The 17,493-nt window shown below is 66.4% G+C and carries 25 protein-coding genes; 13 read left to right on the top strand and 12 right to left on the bottom strand.

Annotated features, from left to right (window positions below; translation table 11 throughout):
- Positions 1-98: 98 nt before the first annotated feature.
- The 6 genes from rplT to ACREB7_RS09425 all read right to left on the bottom strand — a co-directional run bounded on the left by rplT (position 99) and on the right by ACREB7_RS09425 (position 4,148).
- Positions 99-464 (bottom strand): 50S ribosomal protein L20, encoded by a 366-nt coding sequence (rplT, locus tag ACREB7_RS09450; protein WP_431592016.1) that lies wholly within the window; start codon positions 462-464, stop codon positions 99-101.
- A 12-nt stretch (positions 465-476) separates the two neighbouring features.
- Positions 477-680: a 50S ribosomal protein L35 gene (gene rpmI / locus ACREB7_RS09445; protein ID WP_431592015.1), complete on the bottom strand. Its 204-nt coding sequence runs from the start codon at positions 678-680 to the stop codon at positions 477-479.
- Positions 681-857: 177 nt separating this feature from the next.
- The gene (locus ACREB7_RS09440; RefSeq protein WP_431592014.1) at positions 858-1,442 is read right to left on the bottom strand and encodes an outer membrane beta-barrel protein; all 585 of its coding nucleotides are present in this window, start codon (positions 1,440-1,442) and stop codon (positions 858-860) included.
- A gap of 132 nt (positions 1,443-1,574) precedes the next feature.
- Positions 1,575-2,369 carry an inositol monophosphatase family protein gene (locus tag ACREB7_RS09435; RefSeq protein WP_431592013.1) on the bottom strand — a complete coding sequence of 265 codons (795 nt, stop codon included), beginning with the start codon at positions 2,367-2,369 and terminating at the stop codon, positions 1,575-1,577.
- A complete protein-coding gene (locus ACREB7_RS09430; protein WP_431592012.1) occupies positions 2,370-3,305 on the bottom strand; it encodes a ribose-phosphate pyrophosphokinase in 936 nt (311 codons plus the stop codon).
- Between the two features lie 69 nt (positions 3,306-3,374).
- Positions 3,375-4,148 (bottom strand): LytTR family DNA-binding domain-containing protein, encoded by a 774-nt coding sequence (locus ACREB7_RS09425; RefSeq protein ID WP_431592011.1) that lies wholly within the window; start codon positions 4,146-4,148, stop codon positions 3,375-3,377.
- A gap of 149 nt (positions 4,149-4,297) precedes the next feature.
- Between ACREB7_RS09425 and ACREB7_RS09420 the strand changes: the two genes are divergently transcribed.
- The 3 genes from ACREB7_RS09420 to ACREB7_RS09410 are packed head-to-tail and all read left to right on the top strand — an operon-like array spanning position 4,298 to position 6,930.
- Positions 4,298-4,798: a DUF2306 domain-containing protein gene (locus tag ACREB7_RS09420; RefSeq protein ID WP_431592010.1), complete on the top strand. Its 501-nt coding sequence runs from the start codon at positions 4,298-4,300 to the stop codon at positions 4,796-4,798.
- A gap of 30 nt (positions 4,799-4,828) precedes the next feature.
- Positions 4,829-6,487 (top strand): NAD+ synthase, encoded by a 1,659-nt coding sequence (locus tag ACREB7_RS09415; protein ID WP_431592009.1) that lies wholly within the window; start codon positions 4,829-4,831, stop codon positions 6,485-6,487.
- 20 nt (positions 6,488-6,507) lie between these two features.
- Positions 6,508-6,930 (top strand): DoxX family protein, encoded by a 423-nt coding sequence (locus tag ACREB7_RS09410; protein WP_431592008.1) that lies wholly within the window; start codon positions 6,508-6,510, stop codon positions 6,928-6,930.
- On the opposite strand, the gene ACREB7_RS09405 is transcribed toward ACREB7_RS09410, so the two are convergent.
- Together ACREB7_RS09405 and ACREB7_RS09400 are read right to left on the bottom strand one after the other, a co-directional pair.
- Positions 6,866-7,516, bottom strand: coding sequence for a GGDEF domain-containing protein (locus ACREB7_RS09405; protein ID WP_431592007.1), 651 nt, complete (start codon positions 7,514-7,516; stop codon positions 6,866-6,868). The genes ACREB7_RS09410 and ACREB7_RS09405 overlap by 65 nt on opposite strands.
- Complete coding sequence (locus ACREB7_RS09400) at positions 7,477-8,061, bottom strand: hypothetical protein (RefSeq protein WP_431592006.1); 585 nt, start codon at positions 8,059-8,061, stop codon at positions 7,477-7,479. Before ACREB7_RS09400 ends, ACREB7_RS09405 begins: the two co-directional genes overlap by 40 nt.
- Before the next feature lie 107 nt (positions 8,062-8,168).
- Here ACREB7_RS09400 and ACREB7_RS09395 point away from each other — a divergent pair, with 107 nt between their 5' ends.
- The 3 genes from ACREB7_RS09395 to rpmG all read left to right on the top strand — a co-directional run bounded on the left by ACREB7_RS09395 (position 8,169) and on the right by rpmG (position 10,731).
- Complete coding sequence (locus ACREB7_RS09395) at positions 8,169-9,479, top strand: glutamate--tRNA ligase (RefSeq protein ID WP_431592005.1); 1,311 nt, start codon at positions 8,169-8,171, stop codon at positions 9,477-9,479.
- Between the two features lie 143 nt (positions 9,480-9,622).
- Positions 9,623-10,348 carry an energy transducer TonB gene (locus ACREB7_RS09390; RefSeq protein ID WP_431592004.1) on the top strand — a complete coding sequence of 242 codons (726 nt, stop codon included), beginning with the start codon at positions 9,623-9,625 and terminating at the stop codon, positions 10,346-10,348.
- A 215-nt stretch (positions 10,349-10,563) separates the two neighbouring features.
- Positions 10,564-10,731, top strand: a complete 168-nt coding sequence (gene rpmG, locus ACREB7_RS09385; RefSeq protein WP_058810591.1) for a 50S ribosomal protein L33 — start codon at positions 10,564-10,566, stop codon at positions 10,729-10,731.
- Between the two features lie 143 nt (positions 10,732-10,874).
- Here the strand turns inward: rpmG and ACREB7_RS09380 are convergent, their stop codons facing one another.
- Positions 10,875-11,351 (bottom strand): Lrp/AsnC family transcriptional regulator, encoded by a 477-nt coding sequence (locus ACREB7_RS09380; RefSeq protein ID WP_431592003.1) that lies wholly within the window; start codon positions 11,349-11,351, stop codon positions 10,875-10,877.
- A 143-nt stretch (positions 11,352-11,494) separates the two neighbouring features.
- Here ACREB7_RS09380 and ACREB7_RS09375 point away from each other — a divergent pair, with 143 nt between their 5' ends.
- Both ACREB7_RS09375 and ACREB7_RS09370 read left to right on the top strand, forming a co-directional pair.
- Positions 11,495-11,635 carry a hypothetical protein gene (locus tag ACREB7_RS09375; protein WP_431592002.1) on the top strand — a complete coding sequence of 47 codons (141 nt, stop codon included), beginning with the start codon at positions 11,495-11,497 and terminating at the stop codon, positions 11,633-11,635.
- Between the two features lie 204 nt (positions 11,636-11,839).
- On the top strand, positions 11,840-12,121 hold the full coding sequence (locus ACREB7_RS09370) for a hypothetical protein (RefSeq protein WP_431592001.1): 282 nt from the start codon (positions 11,840-11,842) through the stop codon (positions 12,119-12,121).
- Here the strand turns inward: ACREB7_RS09370 and ACREB7_RS09365 are convergent.
- A complete protein-coding gene (locus ACREB7_RS09365) occupies positions 12,093-12,455 on the bottom strand; it encodes a response regulator (protein ID WP_431592000.1) in 363 nt (120 codons plus the stop codon). The two genes, ACREB7_RS09370 and ACREB7_RS09365, sit on opposite strands and share 29 nt — an antisense overlap.
- An 89-nt stretch (positions 12,456-12,544) precedes the next feature.
- Here ACREB7_RS09365 and ACREB7_RS09360 point away from each other — a divergent pair, with 89 nt between their 5' ends.
- Genes ACREB7_RS09360 through ACREB7_RS09345 form a run of 4 tightly spaced genes read left to right on the top strand, consistent with a single transcriptional unit; the run spans position 12,545 to position 15,086 of the window.
- On the top strand, positions 12,545-12,817 hold the full coding sequence (locus ACREB7_RS09360) for a DUF3572 domain-containing protein (protein WP_431591999.1): 273 nt from the start codon (positions 12,545-12,547) through the stop codon (positions 12,815-12,817).
- A complete protein-coding gene (locus ACREB7_RS09355; protein WP_431591998.1) occupies positions 12,814-13,455 on the top strand; it encodes an HAD family hydrolase in 642 nt (213 codons plus the stop codon). Before ACREB7_RS09360 ends, ACREB7_RS09355 begins: the two co-directional genes overlap by 4 nt.
- 10 nt (positions 13,456-13,465) lie before the next feature.
- The gene (locus ACREB7_RS09350) at positions 13,466-13,930 is read left to right on the top strand and encodes a RidA family protein (RefSeq protein WP_431591997.1); all 465 of its coding nucleotides are present in this window, start codon (positions 13,466-13,468) and stop codon (positions 13,928-13,930) included.
- A gap of 7 nt (positions 13,931-13,937) precedes the next feature.
- On the top strand, positions 13,938-15,086 hold the full coding sequence (locus ACREB7_RS09345) for a GNAT family N-acetyltransferase (protein ID WP_431591996.1): 1,149 nt from the start codon (positions 13,938-13,940) through the stop codon (positions 15,084-15,086).
- A 201-nt stretch (positions 15,087-15,287) separates the two neighbouring features.
- Here ACREB7_RS09345 and ACREB7_RS09340 read toward each other — a convergent pair whose 3' ends face one another.
- On the bottom strand, positions 15,288-15,602 hold the full coding sequence (locus ACREB7_RS09340) for a hypothetical protein (RefSeq protein ID WP_431591995.1): 315 nt from the start codon (positions 15,600-15,602) through the stop codon (positions 15,288-15,290).
- Between the two features lie 140 nt (positions 15,603-15,742).
- Positions 15,743-16,582, bottom strand: a complete 840-nt coding sequence (gene panC, locus ACREB7_RS09335) for a pantoate--beta-alanine ligase (RefSeq protein ID WP_431591994.1) — start codon at positions 16,580-16,582, stop codon at positions 15,743-15,745.
- An 84-nt stretch (positions 16,583-16,666) separates the two neighbouring features.
- Here panC and ACREB7_RS09330 point away from each other — a divergent pair, with 84 nt between their 5' ends.
- Positions 16,667-17,488 (top strand): division plane positioning ATPase MipZ, encoded by an 822-nt coding sequence (locus ACREB7_RS09330; protein WP_431591993.1) that lies wholly within the window; start codon positions 16,667-16,669, stop codon positions 17,486-17,488.
- The last annotated feature ends 5 nt before the right edge of the window (positions 17,489-17,493 follow it).

The raw sequence follows: 17,493 nt of genomic DNA, 5'->3' as shown, positions 1-17,493 counted from the left end.
GTTTCTGTTTTCGGGCGTCCGGCTCTCCATACGATCGACACGAAAAAGGGCGGCCCCTCGCGGGACCGCCCTTAATTCGTTCAGCGATGCTGGAAGGCTCAGGCCGCCTTGGGCAGCGCCGCCTTCGCCTGCGCGATGACCGCCGCGAACACGCCGCCTTCGTTCATCGCCAGATCGGCCATGACCTTCCGGTCAAGGTCGATACCGGCCAGCTTCACGCCATGCATGAACTGCGAATAGGTCAGGCCTTCGGCGCGAACCGCCGCGTTGATGCGCTGGATCCACAGGGCGCGGAAGCTGCGCTTCTTAACCTTGCGGTCGCGATAGGCATATTGGCCGGCCTTTTCGACCGCCTGCTTGGCGACACGAATGGTGTTCTTGCGACGGCCATAATAGCCCTTCGCCTGTTCCAATACGCGTTTGTGCTTGGCGCGCGTGGTGACGCCGCGTTTGATGCGTGACATTCCCTGCGCTCCTTACTTCAGGCCGTACGGCGCCCAGAGGCGCACATGGGCCACATCCGCATCGCTCAGCACGCTGGTGCCGCGGTTGGTGCGGATATATTTGGCATTGTGGTTGATCAGGCGGTGGCGCTTGCCGGCAACGCCGTGCTTCACCTTGCCCGAGGCGGTGAATTTGAAGCGTTTCTTCACACCGCTCTTGGTCTTCAGTTTGGGCATTTTGGTCTCCTTTGGAAGTCCGTTTGCGTAGCGGCATGGCAGCCCTTTCAGCCAGCCGTTACAATCGGAAGGCGCGCGCCTAGACGGATTCGCGCGGAATTGCAAGCGTTGCGGGCCGGAAATGGAAACGGGGGCCCGTCGCCGGACCCCCGTCTCTATTCCGCCGGGCCGTGTCGTTCAGAAACGCACGCCAAGCGCGACGCCGGCGTGCCGGCGCTGGAAATTGATTCCGCCGATGCGGCCATTGTCGCCATAGCCGAATTCGACGCGGCCGTAGAACATCTCGCCGAAGCCATGCTCATAGCCGACGGCGCCCTGGAAGCCCGAGCCGCTCTCGGTCGCGCTGAGGTTGCCGCTCCGCGCCTCGACGCGCAGCTTGGCATAGCCGACCTTGCCATAGATCAGGCCCTTGGAGCCGATTGCATAACCGACGTGCAGCCCGGCGCCGAGATTGTCCTTCACCTTCAGCGTATCGACGCCATCGGACGCCTCGACCGACGATTTTTCAAAGGTAACATAGGGGCCGACGACGACCGACGGTCCCACCGCGATGTCGAAACCCGCCTCGCCGCCGAACGCCACGGCGCTGCCGACCTTGTAGACGTCGTTGTTCTGGGCGATGCTGCTGACCGTCGGCGTTTCATAGACGGCGCGCGCTTCGACGCGGAAACCCGCCTTGTCATGTCCCTGGGCCTCTTCCTGCGCGAAAGCAGGCGTCGCAAAGCCGGCCGCAAGAACGGCGACCGTAATCAGTTTTTTCACAAAATATCCCCTGTTAACACGGCGCTGGGTCCAGCGCCGGGGGCGCCGTTACCAGCTTGGCAGTCGGTGTAAAGCGATCGGTGATCCGCGTGCCCGGCCGGGGCCGTGTTCGCGCCGCGGCGCGGTTCGCCCTCAATGGTGGCAGGCGAGCCCTTCGACGACATCCTCAAGCCGCGCCGGATCGCCGAGTGCGATCACATGGCCCCCCCCGTCTTTGGCGCTGTCGGCGTTCAGCGGATCGCCATTCCAGTCGCACATCGTTCCGCCCGCGCCCTCGACGATCGGCACCAGCGCGGCAAAATCGTGGAGCTTCAACCCCGCCTCGACCACCAGGTCGATATGGCCGCTCGCCAGCAGGCCATAATTATAACAGTCACCGCCGAAGAGCATGCGCCTGTGCGAGGTCTGGGCGGCCAGCCCCATGAAATGTTCGCCGTCATGGTCGCTGAAATATTGCGGGCCGCTCGTCGCGAGCACGGCGTCGGCCAGGGAGCGGCAGGGGCGCGTGCGCGCGGGCGCGTTGTTGAACAGGGTCGGCCGACCCAAGGCCCCGACCCAGCGTTCGCCCGCAATCGGCTGGTCGATGATCCCCAGGACCGGCCAGCCGTCCTGCAGCAGCGCGATCAGCGTGCCGAAGATCGGGCGCCCCGCCATGAAGCTCACCGTGCCGTCGATCGGGTCGAGCACCCATTGGCGCGCGGCTTCGGGACGTTCGCTGCCATATTCTTCGCCGATGATGCCATCGCGCGGCGCTTCGGCGGTGAGCAGGCTGCGCATGACGGCCTCGGCGCTGCGGTCGGCTTCGGTCACCGGCGAGGCGTCGGCCTTGGCTTCGGACTGGTAGGCCGCGCGGAACAACGGGCGAATGACGGCTCCCGCCGCATCGGCCAGGCGATGGGCGAGGGCGAGATCGGGTTCGCGCACCATTTAGTCGAACAGGCTCGAAACGCTCGATTCGTCGGCGATGCGCTTGATCGCTTCGCCCAGCAACGGCGCGACGGTCAGCGCGCGGACCTTCTTGCTGTCGTTGACCGCGTCGGTCGGCTGGATCGAATCGGTGATGACCAGCTCGGTCAGCTCGCTCGCCTCGACGCGCGCGACCGCGCCGCCCGACAGCACGCCATGGGTGCAATAAGCGACGACGCCCTCGGCTCCCGCGGCTTTCAGCGCGCCGGCGGCGTTGCAGAGGGTGCCCGCCGAATCGACGATATCGTCGATCAGGATGCAGAAACGGCCGGACACGTCGCCGATGATGTTCATCACTTCGGATTCGCCGGCGCGCTCGCGGCGCTTGTCGACGATCGCCAGCGGGGCGTTGTCGAGCCGCTTGGCGAGCGCGCGGGCGCGGACCACGCCGCCGACGTCGGGCGACACGACCATCAGATTCTTGCCGGCAAAGCGCGCCTGGATGTCGGCGCTCATCACCGGGGCGGCATAAAGATTGTCGGTCGGGATATCGAAGAAGCCCTGGATCTGCCCGGCGTGCAGGTCGATCGCGAGCACGCGGTCGGCGCCCGAGGTGGTGATCAGGTTGGCGACGAGCTTGGCCGAGATCGGCGTGCGCGGGCCGGGTTTGCGGTCCTGGCGGGCATAGCCGAAATAGGGGACGACGGCGGTGATGCGCTTCGCCGAGGCGCGGCGCAGCGCGTCGTTGATGATGAGGAGTTCCATCAGATTGTCGTTCGCCGGGAAATTGGTCGGCTGGACAACGAAGACATCCTGGCCGCGAACATTTTCATGGATCTCGACGAAGACTTCCTCGTCGGCGAAGCGGCGGACGCTGGTGTCGGTCAGCGGCAGTTCCAGATAGTCGGCGATGGCGCGGGCCAGCGGCAGGTTGCTGTTGCCGGAGATCAGTTTCATGGCGTGCGACGCCCTTTCGCGCGGGAATGATGCGCGCCCCTTAGCCAGCGCGGGCGCGAAGGGGAAGGCCTAAAGCCACCCCGCCGCGCGCAGCGCGGGCATCATGTCGCGCGCCACGGGCGCTTCATGGCCGTCTTTCAGCACGATCACCGCCGTGCGGCCCTCGCGGCGCACGCTTTCGACGGCATTTTTCGCCACCCACCAGCTGCGATGGACACGCAGTCCCCCGGCATCGCCCAGCCGCTCGATCGCGTCGCGCATCCGCATCAGGATCAGTTCCTCGCGGCCTTCGCCGATCACGCGGACATAATGATCCTCGCCCTTCAGCGCCCACACCGGGCCGAATCCGGGCGGCAGGGACAGGGTAGGGGCTTCTTGCTCGGGTTTTACCGCCGCCGGTTCGGGAGCCGACGGCACCGTGGGCACGGACGTCGCCGCCTCGGCCGGCGGGGCGGCGCGCCCGAAGACCGCCCCCATCGCGATCGAAACGACCGCCGCGATGATCAAGATATAGAGATACATCGTCCAGAAGCCCGGCCAGCGGAGCGCTGCGGCGAAATCCATGCGCATCGCCATCATCGTGATGATCAGGGTCAGCGGCACGCTCGCGACGACGAGCGCGAGCAACGTGCCGGCGAAGCGCGGCATTCCCGTCGCCTCGCACAGCCAGCTGGCGACCACCCCGGTCGGGCGAAACAGCCCATAGCCGGCGAGCAGCCAGATCACCCAGCTGAGCATCCGCTGCGCCGGCGGCGCGCCAAAGGTGCCGAACGGCCCGAGCAGCCCGATCAACAGCCCGAGCGCCACCATCACCAGCAATTCGATCGTCAGCCGCTTCGCCATGCCGCGCTTGTGCGTGCCATTTCACGAAGCGTCAATCGGCGAAGTGCCCCGTTTTGCGAAGAAATCGGCCGCATTTGCGCAGGGTCGCTTGCCGGCGAACGGCGCCGGGGCAGGGAAGGGGCATCGCATCGATCAACAGGGATTTCACCATGACCATCCTCGCCGCCCAGCCCGCCCGCACCGCCCATCTGCGTCGCCTCGCCTCGACGGCGCTCATCGTTCTGGTCCTGATCGTCGCGACCCTGCTCGTCCGCTCCTTCACCGGGGCGTCGGACTATCGCACCCCCGCCTGGGCGGTCCAGCTCCACCTCGCGACGGTCATTCCCGCGCTGCCGCTCGGTGCCTGGCTGCTCTGGCGGCCGGTCAAGGGCGACCCCGCGCACCGCATCGGCGGGCGTGTCTGGGCGCTGCTGATGATCGTCACCGCGATCGACAGTTTCTGGATCCGCACCATCACCGGCGGCATCGGCCCGATCCATCTCTTCTCGGTGCTGACGCTCGTCCAGCTGCCGCGCGCGATCTGGTTCGCGCGCAACGGCCAGATCGATCGCCATCTGACGACGATGCGCGGCGTCTATTTCGGGCTGCTCGCGGCGGGCTTTTTCGCGATGGCGCCGGGCCGGACATTGTGGATGCTCGTCTTCGGTTGAAATCGGAACGGTTCGGCCTAAACCGCTGGCATGACCCAGAAGCTTAGCATCGTCCTGTCGCAGATGACCCAGGTGGTCGGCGACCTTGCCGCCAACGCCGATGCGATGCGCGCCGTGCGGGCCCGGCATCCCAACGCCGACCTGATCCTCTATCCCGAGCTCCAGCTGATCGGTTATCCGCCCGAGGATCTGGTGCTCAAGCCCGCGCTCGCGGCGCGCGCGGCGACCCTCCTCGCCACGCTCGCCGCCGAGACCGCCGACGGCGGTCCCGCGATGCTCGTCGGCTCGGTGGAGAGGGACGGCGATGCGCTCTACAATATCGTCGCGCTGCTCGACGGCGGCCGCGTCGTCGCGACGCGGCGCAAACATGAGCTGCCCAATTACGGCACCTTCGACGAGAAGCGCGTCTTCGCCCCCGGCCCGCTGCCCGATGTCGTCCTATGGCGCGGGGTCAAGCTGGGGCTGCCGATCTGCGAGGACGGCTGGTTGCCCAAGGTCTCGGCGCATCTCGCCGCGCAGGGCGCCGAAATCCTCATTTCGGTCAACGGCAGCCCCTATGAGATCGACAAGGACGACCGGCGCCTGACCCAGGTTTTTGCGGGCCGCGTCGCCGAAACCGGCCTGCCGCTCATCTTCCTCAATCGTATCGGCGGGCAGGACGAGCTGGTGTTCGACGGCTGTTCCTTCGTGCTGAACGCCGACGGGACGACCGCGCATCGGCTGACCGACTGGGAGGCCGAGGAGCGCGTCACCCACTGGGCGAAGGACGACGATGGCTGGACGTGCGACGCAGGCGCGATCGCCGAGTGGGAGGCGCATCCCGCCGACATCTACAGCGCGATGATCCTCAGCTTGCGCGACTATGTCGAACGCAATCGCTTTCCCGGGGTCGTGCTCGGCCTGTCGGGCGGCATCGATTCGGCGATCTGCGCCGCGATCGCCGCTGACGCGCTCGGTCCCGACAAAGTGTGGTGCGTGATGATGCCCAGCCGTTTCACCAGCCAGCAAAGCCTCGACGATGCGGCGGGCTGCGCGGCGATGATCGGCTGCCGCCTCGACACCATCTCGATCGTGCCGGCGGTCGATGCCTTCGATATGATGCTGTCGGACAGTTTCACCGACGCGGCGGTCGATACCACCGAGGAAAATGTCCAGTCGCGCATTCGCGGCGTGACGCTGATGGCGCTCAGCAACAAGTTCGGCCCGATGTTGCTGACCACCGGCAACAAGAGCGAGATGAGCGTCGGTTATGCGACCATCTATGGCGACATGGCGGGCGGCTATAATCCGCTGAAGGACGCCTATAAGATGACGGTCTTCGCAGCGGCGAAATGGCGCAACGCGAATGTCCCGCGCCTGTCGCGCAACCCGGTGATCCCGGTGATGCCCGACACCATCATCACCAAGCCGCCGAGCGCCGAACTGCGCCCGGACCAGAAGGACGAGGACAGCCTGCCCGCCTATCCCGACCTCGACCGCATGCTCCATATGCTCGTCGAGGAGGAGGCGAGCGTCGACGATGTCGTGGCGCGCTATGGCTTCGATCGCGACGCCGTGGTCCGCATCGAGCGGTTGCTGGCGATCGCCGAATATAAGCGTCGTCAGGCGCCGCCCGGGGTGAAGCTCTCGACGCGCAATTTCGGGCGCGACCGCCGCTATCCGATCACCCACGGTTTTCGCACGGGGTGACGCCAGACAGGGAGGGCGACATGGGCTTGATGGGCAAAGGCGCGCCGCCGGCGCGCGCGACGCGGGCGCTGGACCTGCTGCGGATCGTCGTCGCGCTGCTGATCCTGATCCACGGCGTCTATCGCTTGACGATGGGCGGCGTCGCTCCCTTCGGCGTCTGGCTCGAGAGCCTGGGCTTTCCCTTTGGCTATGGCTGGGCGCTCGCGGTGACGCTCTATGAAATCGCCGGCCCCGTCCTGATGCTGGCGCGCCGCTGGACCAGCCTTGCCGCGCTGGGTCATGCCGCGATCCTGTCGCTCGGGCTCGTCCTCGTCCATCTGCCCTTCGGCTGGTTCGTTGTCGGCGCCGGGCGCAACGGTGTCGAATATAGCGTGCTGCTTATCGCCGCGCTGCTCGCGATCGCCTGGGCCTGGTGGCCGCAGCGAGCGGGGCCAGCGGGCTGACGGCGCTGGTTTCCGCCGCATCGCGCCGCGGCTTGGCGGCGTAGAGCGCGGCATCGGCGCGGCGCATCAGGTCGAGCAGCGAGTCGCCGTCCTCGGGCGCGCGGGCCAGCCCGGCGCTGGCGCCGATGCGAATCGGCTGGCCATCGATCGGGAAGGGCGCGGCCAGCGCCGCGAGCAGCGCGCTCGCGCAGATGTCGAGCCTCTCGGCGTCGCAGTGCGGCAGCCATATCGCAAATTCGTCGCCGCCGATGCGCGCCACGGTCGTGGCCTCGCCCGCCTGCGCGCTGAGTCGTCCACCGATCGCGATCAGCAACAGGTCGCCGGCGGCATGGCCGTAGCGGTCGTTGACCGGCTTGAAGCCGTCGAGGTCGATCAGGATCAGCGCCGGCCCGGCACCGTCCGCCGCAAAACAATCCTCGGCCGCGATGTGCAGCGCGCGGCGGTTGGCAAGCCCGGTCAGCGGATCGGTCAGCGCCTGGCGCTGCAGGCGGTGGCGCAGCATCAGCATCTCGACCTGCTGGTCGTGCTGATCGAGCACCAGCCGCGTCAGGAAGGCCGCCGCGAGCAGCGTGATCGGTCCATCCAATTGCCCGCGATCAGCAAGGTGGCGATCACGGGAGTCAGCCCCGCCGCGAGCGCCGCGAGCGTCGCGCCGCGCACCGAGGCCACGCAAAAGGCCGTGGTGAGCGTGCCCATCACCACGAACATCGGATAATAGGAGCGCTGCCCGGGCACCGACAGCCACCAGCTCGATGCCGCCCAGATGCTGCACAGCGCCGCGATCGGTATGGCGATCAGGACCATCCGCCCGATCAGGCGGTGCGCGGCGGCGGCGCTGGTCGGGGCGTTGCGGCGGCGCAGCCAGTGGAACAGCCGGATCGCCGCGATGCCGACGATCGCCAGCGGCATGCCATAACGGATCAGCCAGGGGGCGTCGTCACCGGCCGCCAGCGCCGGCGCGTCGCCAGCCGTCGCGGCCATCGCGGTGAGGATCACGGCGATCATCGTCGAATAGAGCATCGGAGCGAGCACCCGAAGCCGGGCGACGCGGGCGAGCGCCAGCTCGTCGGCAATCGCCGCCGGCACCTGCGGCCACAGCCGCGACCGCCAACCTGTTGCTCGACCCTCCATGGCGCCTTGCTACGCTGCAAAGGGAAAAGAAGCGGTTAAGTCCGGACCCCCGCGCCGCGCCAACTTATGGTCGCCATCGGGCGCCAAGCGGGGCTATAGGCGCGCGGATGACCGTGACCACCCGTTTTGCCCCCTCGCCGACCGGCAACCTCCATGTCGGCAACGTCCGCACCGCGCTCCACAACTGGATGTGGGCGCGGAAACATGGCGGGCGCTTCCTGCTCCGCATCGACGACACCGACCGCGAGCGGTCGAAAGAGGAGTATGTCGAGGGCATCCGCGCCGACCTCGCGTGGCTCGGGCTCGATAGCGACGGCGAAGAAAGGCAGTCGGCACGCTTCGCTCTCTATGAGGCCGAATTTGCCAGGCTGAAGGCGGCCGGGCGTGTATACGCCTGTTACGAGACTCCCGAAGAACTCGACATCCGCCGCAAGGTGCTGCTGTCGCGCGGTCTGCCGCCGGTCTACGAACGCAAGCCCGCCGATGCGCCGGTTCCTGAGGGCGTCGCGCCGCACTGGCGCTTCCGGCTCGACCATGATGCGCCGATCGTCTGGACCGACATGATCCGGGGCGATCAGCATTTCGACCCGAAATCCATGTCCGATCCGGTGGTGCGGCGCGCCGACGGCAGCTGGCTGTACCTCCTGCCCAGCGTGATCGACGATATCGCGATGGACATTTCGCACGTCGTGCGCGGCGAGGACCATGTGTCGAACACCGCCACGCAGATGCAGATGTTCGCGGCGCTCGGCGCCGCCCCGCCCGCCTTTGCGCATGAGGCGCTGCTCGTCGGCACCGAAGGCAAATTGTCGAAACGCCTCGGTTCGCTCGGCATGGACGCGCTGCGCGAACAGGGCATCGAACCGGTTGCGCTCGTCGCCCTGCTCGCGCGGCTCGGCACCAGCGATCCGGTCGAACCGGTCACCGACGCCGCGCCGCTGGTCGGAACGATCGACTTCGCCCATTTCGGCCGCGCCCCGGCGCGCTTCGACGAGGCTGAACTGGCGCTGGTCAACCAGAAGATCGTCCACCAGCTCGATCATGCGGCGGTGGCGGATCGCTTGCCCGCCGCGATCGACGCGCCGCGCTGGCACGCGATTCGCCCGAACCTGATGACGATCGCGGAGGCGGCCGACTGGGTGCCGGTGTTCGACGGGCCGCTGACCGTCGCGCCCGCTGACGAGGCCGATCGCCCCGTGCTTGCCGCCGCCGCCGCCGCCGCGCCCGCCGTCGATTGGGGTGCCGATCCCTGGCACGCGCTGACGAATGCGGTGAAGGACGCGACTGGCGCCAAGGGCCGCGCCTTGTTCCTGCCGCTGCGCCGTGCGCTCACAGGACGCGACCATGGCCCCGATATGGGCGAACTGTTGCCGCTGATCGCAAAGGATCAGGCGATCGCGCGGCTCTCCGCCACCTGAACCCCCTGGTATCCCGCGATGGTCCGCTTGCCGACCTCTGCGCTTGACAATCACAGGTATGTTATAATATCACATGATTGCGACCAGGCCGGATAGCAGCACAAGCGCGGCGGCCCCGGGTCGGGAAGGCAAGGAGAGAGGCCATGACCCTGATACCGATGATTTCCGCCGCCCTGTCGCCGCGCTCGGCGACGGCGGCATCCGCCGGTGGCTCGCTGCTGCAGCGCGGCAGCTATACTCCCGGCGCCGGGCACCGTCCGTTCGCTGCGGTTTTTGCGGTCGGCGTACCGATCGCGCTGCTTACCGTCGTCGCGCTGACTCCGATGCTTTCGGTGATCGTCGATAAGCCCGGACCGACCATCGTCGAGTCGATTCCGATCGAAAAACCGCTCCCGCCGTCGCCGGAAGCGAAGCCGCAGCAGAAGCAGCAGCAACAGGCGGTAACGACGGTGCCGACGCCGTTCCCGCCCACGACGCAAGACCCGCCCATCTTCATACCGGAACCCTATGTCCCGCCGGTCGGCGCGGGCACCGGCACGACGATTACGGTCGATCCGCCCGCCCCGCCGCCGGCCCCCAAACTCGTGCTCGCGCAGCTCGACCAGCGCTATCTTGCGGGTTTCCAGCCCGATTATCCGCTGCGCGAACAGCGCGAAGAGATCGAGGGTGTCGCGAAGGTTCGCGTCCTGATCGGCACCGATGGCAAAGTGAAACAGGTCGAACTGGTCAGCACCGACAGCCCCGGCTTTTTCGAGGCGACCAAGAAACGCGCGCTGGCCAAATGGCGCTTCAAGCCCGCCACGCGCGGCGGGGTGGCCGAGGAAAGCTGGAAAGAGATGACGGTGCGCTTCGAAATCCGCAACGCCTGACTCTCCCGGGCGGGCGGCGGCCGGGCTCCTGACACTGGTCGTCGTTCGTTCGTTTCGCTTGACATAAGCGCCGAATCCGGTCAGAGGCGCGCGCTTATCGGGGGCGGTGTGCTTGCGCGCTGCCCTGTTGTTTTTCACACCATCAGCCGGGGCTCACCGCCCCGCCGTATCGACCGATCGCCGGTTGCTGCGTCAAAATTTCGAGGAACAGGGCCATGGCCAAGCCGACGACCGTCAAGATCAAGCTCGTGAGCACCGCCGACACCGGCTTCTTCTATGTCACCAAGAAGAACCCGCGCACGATGACCGAGAAGATGGCGCAGCGCAAATATGACCCCGTCGTGCGCAAGCATGTCGAGTTTAAGGAAGCCAAGATCAAGTGATGCATCGACCCGTTCGGCGCCGCTGAACGGAAGGACGATGCACCATCCCTGCGAAAGCGGGGATCAAGGGGCGGCCTTTGCGCCGCCCTTTTTCGTGCGTGAAAGGCGGCTTGTCCGCTCCCGCGCGAAGCAGCCTCCCGACTTCACCCCTCGCGCAAAGGGCGCCGCGCCACCTCATTCTCGATGATGTTGCGGATCGCGATCATCGTCGTGAACGAATGCACCCCTTTGTCCTCGCCGAGCGCGCGGCGGGTGAAGAGGTCATATTCCTCCATCGTCCCGACCTGAACCTTCAGCAGGAAGTCGTCATCGCCGGTGACGTCCCACGCAGCGGTAATCTCGGGGTGCCGGGCGATATCGCGCGCAAAATTGTCCATCGTCTGCGGCCCCGCCTGCTGCATTTGGACGAGCACATGCATGGTCAGCGCCGATCCGGTCAGCGCCGGATGGACGACCGCGATATCGGCGACGATCACCTTCTCGTCGCGCAGCCGCCGCAGGCGACGCAGCACCGCCGACAGCGACAGCCCGACCTTGTCCGCAAGGATGCGCGCGGGCTGAAGATTATCCTCGCGCACCAGAGCCAGCAGGCGGCGGTCGAAAACGTCCAGGTCGATCATTTTTCGCATGATTTTCCATATAGCGCGAAAATTGGTCGTTCATATGGTCAATTTCGGCGCCAATCGTCAGGCGCCCGGGCGTAGAAGAATCGCGTTCGGGCCGCTCTCCCCTCCCTTGCCGGCCCGGACGCAGGAGACATGATATGACGCACTTCACCAACGAATCGAACTGGATCAACCGGCTGTTGGCGGCCGTGATCGAGACCTCGGCGACCGCCGTTGCGGTCCATTATGCCGCGCCGTGGAACCGGCCGCAGGGCAAGCGCACCGGTTCCAACGCCTGACATTTCGTTGAGCACCCGTCCTTCCCCCTAGATGGGGGAAGGATATGAAGCCTTGGCCGCGAAGCGGCCTAGGCGGAGTTGGTTGGGGGTGATGGTGCGTGCTTCGACCCCCGCCTCAGGCCGAGAGTGCACCCCACCGCTGCGACTGAAGAACAAGTTCGTTAGTCTCGCTGCCTCCCCAATGAAAAGGAAGGGTGTGTGCTAATGGCGCTGCTGCACGATCTGCAAGGCAGCGAGAACCTGCTCCGCAGCGATCTCGTTGCCGAACGTATTGATCGTCATCTGGCCATCGTCGGGCACGCTAATGTCAAACAGGACCTCGTGGTGGTGCGACAGGGCTTCCAACCGAAGGCCATCGAAATCTATGTCGGATGCCCAGCGATAATCGATTGGCCCGTTCGTCGGAATGGTGATGCTCCTATCGATTCTATGCAGGCCTATGATCGGGCGATTGGGCTCAAGCAAAGGCTCCGACGCTCTCGATGAACTTGATCACCGAAATCGGCTTCGAGACATAGGCTTCGGCCCCGGCGGCGCGAATCTGGTCCTCGTCGCCCTTCCCGGCATAAGCGGTCACTGCCATGATCGGCACCGCGCGCAGCGTCAGGTCGGCCTTCATCTGGCCGATCAGTTCGAGCCCGCTGACATGCGGCAACTGGATGTCCATGATGATCAGGTCGGGCGACACCTCGTGCGCCTTCGCCAGCGCGTCGCGCCCGTCGCGCACCGGGTGGGCGCTATAGCCATGGGCGTTGAGCAGGTCGCAGAACAGGCGCAGGTTGAGTTCATTATCCTCGACGACCAATATGGTCTTGCCCATGATATTTCGCGTCCCCACCTTGCGTTCGGCGCCGGTTTAGGCGAATCGGCGCGGCGATACAATTGCCTCGCGCGAAAGGGAAAAGCGACGTGCACGACGCCGACGAGGCGCTGGCGCTCCAGGCGCTGGGCTGGATCCTGACCGACGAACCGCGCGCCGAACGGCTGCTCGCGCTCACCGGCCTCGCGCCCCATGAGCTGCGCGAATCGCTCGGCGAACGGTCGACGCTCGCCGCGATCCTGTCCTTCCTGACCGCGCATGAGGCCGACCTTGTCGCCTGTGCGGTGGGGCTCGACCGGAAACCCGAAGAGATCGCCGCCGCTGCCCACCGCCTGTCCGGCGACGAAAGGATCGAAACATGAACCGCCCCCTCGTCATCACCGACTGCGACGAGGTGCTGATGCACATGGTCGTGCCCTTCGCCCAGTGGGTCGATCAGGAACATGGCGTGATCTTCCGCATCGAGGACGCCAGTTTCGCCGGGGCCCTGAAGCGCAAGGAATGCGGCACGCCGCTGGAGGCCGCCGAGGTCTGGCCTTTGCTCGACGGTTTTTTCACCACCGAAATGACGCGCCAAACGCCGATCCCCGGCGCGCTCGCCGCGATGGCGGAGATCGCGCGGCACGCCGACATCGTCGTGCTCACCAACGTCGGTCCCGACCATCAGCAGCGCCGTATCGACCAGCTCGCGCTCCATGACTTTCACGCGCCTGTCATCGGCAGCCGCGGCGGCAAGGGCGAACCGGTGCGCCGCCTGATCGAGGAATATCGGCCGTCGGTCGCGGTGTTCATCGACGACCTCGGCGGGCATCACACATCGGTGGCGGAGGTCGCGCCCGACGTATGGCGCCTCCACCTCGTCGGCGAACCCGCGATCGCCGACAAGATCGCGCCGTCGAGACACGCCCATGCGCGCATCGATGACTGGACCGAGGCGCAGGACTGGATCCTCGCGCGCCTCACCGAAAATATTCCCGCTCCCGCACCCGTCGCCGTATAAGGACAAATTCATGGATATTGCCGCCAAACTCGCCACCCTCGGCCTCGAACTTCCGAAGGCCGCCGCGCCGGTCGCCGCCTATGTGCCCGTCGTCGAGCAGGGCGGCCTACTCTATGTCAGCGGCCAGCTTCCGTTCAACGATGGCAAGGTCGTCACCGGCCGCCTCGGCGCCGATGTCGATGTCGCCGGCGGCTATGACGCGGCGCGGCGCTGCGCGCTGATGCTGCTCGCGCAGATCGGCAACGCGCTGGACGGCGACTGGTCGCGGATCGAAAAGGTCGTGAAGCTCGGCGTCTTCGTCAATTCGACCACCGATTTCACCGACCAGGCGAAGGTCGCCAACGGCGCGTCCGAACTGTTCGAATCGCTGTTCGGCGATGCCGGGCGCCATGCGCGGGCAGCCGTCGGAGTCGCCGTGCTGCCGCTCGGCGCTGCGGTCGAGGCCGACGCGATCGTCGCGGTGCGGCCGGCCTAAGGACCCGATGGCCGAGGCCGATCCGCCCGCGCGCAGCATCTCGCTCGGCACCGGTGTCGATGCGATCGATGCTGCGGCGTGGGACGGCTTGCACGATGGCGGCAACCCCTTTGTCGGCCACGCCTTCCTGTCCCTGCTCGAACGATCGAACAGCGTCGGGCCGGGCACCGGCTGGCAGGCCGCGCCGCTGCTCGTCGAAGATGAAGCGGGGACGCTGCTCGCCGCCGCGCCCGCCTATCTCAAGACCCACAGCCAGGGCGAATATGTCTTCGACCATGCGTGGGCCGACGCCTGGGCGCGCGCCGGCGGCGATTATTATCCCAAGCTCCAGATTGCCGCGCCCTTCACCCCGGTGCCCGGCCCGCGCCTGCTCGCGCCCGATCGGGACGACGCGGCCCTGCTGATCCGCGCCGCCGAGGCGGTGGTGCGGCAGAACGGCCTGTCGTCGGCGCACGCGACTTTCGTGGCGCCCGATCAGATGGGGCTGTTCGAGGATGCCGGCTGGCTCGTCCGCCGCGATATCCAGTTTCATTTCGCCAACGCCGGCTACGCCAGCTTCGACGATTTCCTCGCGACGCTCACCTCTGCGAAGCGCAAGCAGTTGCGCAAGGAGCGCGCCCGCGCTGTCGAAGGCTTGCGGATCGAGGATCTCACCGGCGCTGCGATCCGTCCCGAACATTGGGATGCGATGTGGCTCTTCTATCAGGACACCGGCGCGCGCAAATGGGGGCAGCCTTACCTCACGCGCGAAGCGTTCGACCTGATGGGCGCGACGATGGCGGACGATATCATCCTCGTCCTTGCGTATGACGGTGATCGGCCGCTCGCGGGCGCGATGCATTTCATCGGCGCCGATACGCTCTATGGGCGTTACTGGGGCTGCCTCACCGACATCCCCTATCTCCATTTCGAGCTTTGCTATTATCGCGCGATCGACATCGCGATCGCGCGCGGCCTCGCGCGGGTCGAGGCGGGCGCGCAGGGCGGGCACAAGCTGGCGCGCGGCTATGGGCCGGTCGCGACCTGGTCGGCGCATTTTATCGCCGATCCGGGCTTCCGGCGCGCGGTCGCCGACTATCTGGAACAGGAACGCCGCGCCGAGGAAGCCGAAATGGACTGGCTCGAGGGGCATATGCCCTTCAGGCGGGCGGATTGAACCGCAGCCCTGGAAAGAATTTCACGCGAAGACGCGAAGGCGCGAACAGGTCGTGTTCGCCGCGAAGCGGCCTTCTTCCTTCAGCGTCGCGACAAACTGCGCGGTGATGGAGAAATGGGCCTGTCGGCCCCGAGCCAACTTCTTCGCGCCTTCGCGTCTTCGCGTGAAACAAAATTCACGCCGCTGCGGGAAATGCTCCGTTCAGGCCGCAAACCGCCGTGCGGCCGGACGGCGCGCGGTTTCGTCGAGCCAGGCGCGCGCCTGGCGCTGCGCTTCGGCGATTTCGTCGCGGGTCATTTCATCGGACAGGTCGGCGCGGCATTGCTGGCCTTCCCGGTTGCCGCCGAGCGCCGCGAGGTTGAACCATTTATGCGCCTGGATCAGGTCGACATCGACCCCGCCGGTGCCGGTCGAAAAGGCGATCCCCAGGTCGAAATAGGCGTTGGCGTCGCCGCGCGCGGCATCGAGCAACCGGCTTTCGATCAGATATTGTGCGGACTTCAGACTGTTGGCCATGAGTACCCCCTGTCGCCTCCCCCCACAGGAAGCTTCGTGGGCCAACCTTGCGGATCATGGTCAACAAAGCGTTAACGATGATCGGACTTTTTCGGGGATTATGACTGAAACCGTCAGAAATCCGACGTTTCCGGAGTTTATCAACCGACCGCCAGATTGTCGATCAGCCGGGTTTTTCCGATTCGTGCCGCCGCCAGCAGCCGCGCGGGGGTACGAAAAATGCTCAGCCTTTCCAGGCTGTCGGCATCGGCGAGCGCGACATAGTCGATGCTGTCGAACCCGCCGGCGATGATCGCCTTCTCGGCGACGGCGAGGCTTTCGCCGACGTCGGCGCCGCCGGCAATCGCCACCGCTGCAGCTTTCAGCGCGGTGGGCAAGGCGGTCGCCGCCGCGCGCTGCGCCTCCGACAGATAGGCGTTGCGCGACGACAGCGCGAGCCCGTCGGTGTCGCGCGCGATCGGCGCACCCAATATGTCGAGCTTGAAATCGAGGTCGCGCGCCATGCGGCGAATGATCGCCAGCTGCTGCCAGTCCTTCTCGCCGAAAATCGCGATATCGGCGCGCGCCTGGTTGAACAATTTGGCGACGACGGTCGCGACCCCGTCGAAATGGCCGGGGCGGGCAGCGCCGCAATAATCGGCGCCGAGTTCGGCAACTTCGATATGCGTGCTGTGCCCGGCGGGATACATCACCGCCACATAGGGCGCCCACAGCAACGCAACGCCTTCGTCCGCGAGCAACGCGGCATCGCGTGCCTCGTCGCGTGGATAGGCGGCGAAATCCTCGTTCGGGCCGAACTGCGTCGGATTGACGAAGATCGACACGATCACATGGTCGGCGACGCGCTTGCCCATGCGGACCAGCGACAGATGGCCATCGTGCAGCGCGCCCATCGTTGGCACCAGCGCGACGCTCTTGCCGTCTCGTTTCAGGGCATCGACGGCGCGATGCAGCGTGGCGATGTCACGGATGATTTGCACGGCTGCCCCGCCTCCGATAATGGCGGCTGAGACGCCACCCCATGCGGCCCCCATGCGCCGCCGACAGGAAATTCGCAACGCCCCATGTCACTCCAAGCTTCGCATCCCGCGCCGCACCGCATCATCTTTGCCAATGAAAAGGGGGGGACGGGTAAATCGACCTGCGCCGTGCATTTCGCGGTCGCGCTCGCGAGCCAGGGCTGGAAGGTCGCGGGGCTCGACCTCGACCCGCGCCAGCGCACCTTCCACCGCTATCTGGAAAATCGTGTCCAGACCGAAAAGCGCCGCGAGATCACGCTGCCGATCCCCGATTTCGAGGTGTTCGAGGGATCGACGATCGAGGAACTCGACGCGCAGGTCGCGCGCCTGTCCGAAGGCGCCGACTATTTTGTCGCCGACACGCCGGGCCGCGACGATATCTTCGCACGCCATCTGGCGACCAGCGCCGACACGCTCGTCACCCCGATCAACGACAGCTTCATCGACTTCGACCTGATCGGGCAGGTCGATCCGGAGACGTTTCAGGTCACCCGCCCGAGCTTCTATTCCGAGCTGATCTGGGACACGCGCAAGGCGCGCGCCAAGACCGACGGGCGCACGATCGACTGGATCATCCTGCGCAACCGCCTCCAGCATGTCGACGCGCACAATATGCGCCGCGTCGGCGAAGCGTTGACCCAATTGTCGCGCCGCGTCGGTTTCCGCGTCATCCCGGGCCTCGGCGAGCGCGTCATCTATCGCGAGCTGTTCCCGGCTGGTCTCACCCTGCTCGACAAGGCGCATCTCGGCGGCATGGGCATCGGTCATGTCGTCGCGCGGCAGGAATTGCGCGAAGCGATGGCGGGACTGAACCTGCCGGCGCGCGAACGGCTGCATCCCGACGGCGATCTCTTCGCCGCCGCCTGACCTCT

This window comes from Sphingopyxis sp., assembly GCF_050725615.1.
Lineage (GTDB): Bacteria > Pseudomonadota > Alphaproteobacteria > Sphingomonadales > Sphingomonadaceae > Sphingopyxis.
Note: the sequence above shows the minus strand (reverse complement) of the source record. Positions and strands in the feature narration are given on the sequence as shown.

Bases quoted from the DNA above. Each gene is read 5' to 3' on its own strand.
- ACREB7_RS09400 (WP_431592006.1), bottom strand. From the start codon at position 8,061: ATGGAGGGTCGAGCAACAGGTTGGCGGTCGCGGCTGTGGCCGCAGGTG.
- ACREB7_RS09365 (WP_431592000.1), bottom strand. From the start codon at position 12,455: ATGGGCAAGACCATATTGGTCGTCGAGGATAATGAACTCAACCTGCGC.
- ACREB7_RS09430 (WP_431592012.1), bottom strand. From the start codon at position 3,305: ATGAAACTGATCTCCGGCAACAGCAACCTGCCGCTGGCCCGCGCCATC.
- ACREB7_RS09355 (WP_431591998.1), top strand. From the start codon at position 12,814: ATGAACCGCCCCCTCGTCATCACCGACTGCGACGAGGTGCTGATGCAC.
- ACREB7_RS09345 (WP_431591996.1), top strand. From the start codon at position 13,938: ATGGCCGAGGCCGATCCGCCCGCGCGCAGCATCTCGCTCGGCACCGGT.
- ACREB7_RS09390 (WP_431592004.1), top strand. From the start codon at position 9,623: ATGACCCTGATACCGATGATTTCCGCCGCCCTGTCGCCGCGCTCGGCG.
- ACREB7_RS09395 (WP_431592005.1), top strand. From the start codon at position 8,169: ATGACCGTGACCACCCGTTTTGCCCCCTCGCCGACCGGCAACCTCCAT.
- ACREB7_RS09410 (WP_431592008.1), top strand. From the start codon at position 6,508: ATGGGCTTGATGGGCAAAGGCGCGCCGCCGGCGCGCGCGACGCGGGCG.
- rpmG (WP_058810591.1), top strand. From the start codon at position 10,564: ATGGCCAAGCCGACGACCGTCAAGATCAAGCTCGTGAGCACCGCCGAC.
- ACREB7_RS09420 (WP_431592010.1), top strand. From the start codon at position 4,298: ATGACCATCCTCGCCGCCCAGCCCGCCCGCACCGCCCATCTGCGTCGC.
- ACREB7_RS09425 (WP_431592011.1), bottom strand. From the start codon at position 4,148: ATGGCGAAGCGGCTGACGATCGAATTGCTGGTGATGGTGGCGCTCGGG.
- ACREB7_RS09370 (WP_431592001.1), top strand. From the start codon at position 11,840: ATGGCGCTGCTGCACGATCTGCAAGGCAGCGAGAACCTGCTCCGCAGC.
- ACREB7_RS09435 (WP_431592013.1), bottom strand. From the start codon at position 2,369: ATGGTGCGCGAACCCGATCTCGCCCTCGCCCATCGCCTGGCCGATGCG.
- ACREB7_RS09380 (WP_431592003.1), bottom strand. From the start codon at position 11,351: ATGATCGACCTGGACGTTTTCGACCGCCGCCTGCTGGCTCTGGTGCGC.
- rplT (WP_431592016.1), bottom strand. From the start codon at position 464: ATGTCACGCATCAAACGCGGCGTCACCACGCGCGCCAAGCACAAACGC.
- ACREB7_RS09350 (WP_431591997.1), top strand. From the start codon at position 13,466: ATGGATATTGCCGCCAAACTCGCCACCCTCGGCCTCGAACTTCCGAAG.
- ACREB7_RS09415 (WP_431592009.1), top strand. From the start codon at position 4,829: ATGACCCAGAAGCTTAGCATCGTCCTGTCGCAGATGACCCAGGTGGTC.
- ACREB7_RS09375 (WP_431592002.1), top strand. From the start codon at position 11,495: ATGACGCACTTCACCAACGAATCGAACTGGATCAACCGGCTGTTGGCG.
- ACREB7_RS09330 (WP_431591993.1), top strand. From the start codon at position 16,667: ATGTCACTCCAAGCTTCGCATCCCGCGCCGCACCGCATCATCTTTGCC.
- ACREB7_RS09340 (WP_431591995.1), bottom strand. From the start codon at position 15,602: ATGGCCAACAGTCTGAAGTCCGCACAATATCTGATCGAAAGCCGGTTG.
- rpmI (WP_431592015.1), bottom strand. From the start codon at position 680: ATGCCCAAACTGAAGACCAAGAGCGGTGTGAAGAAACGCTTCAAATTC.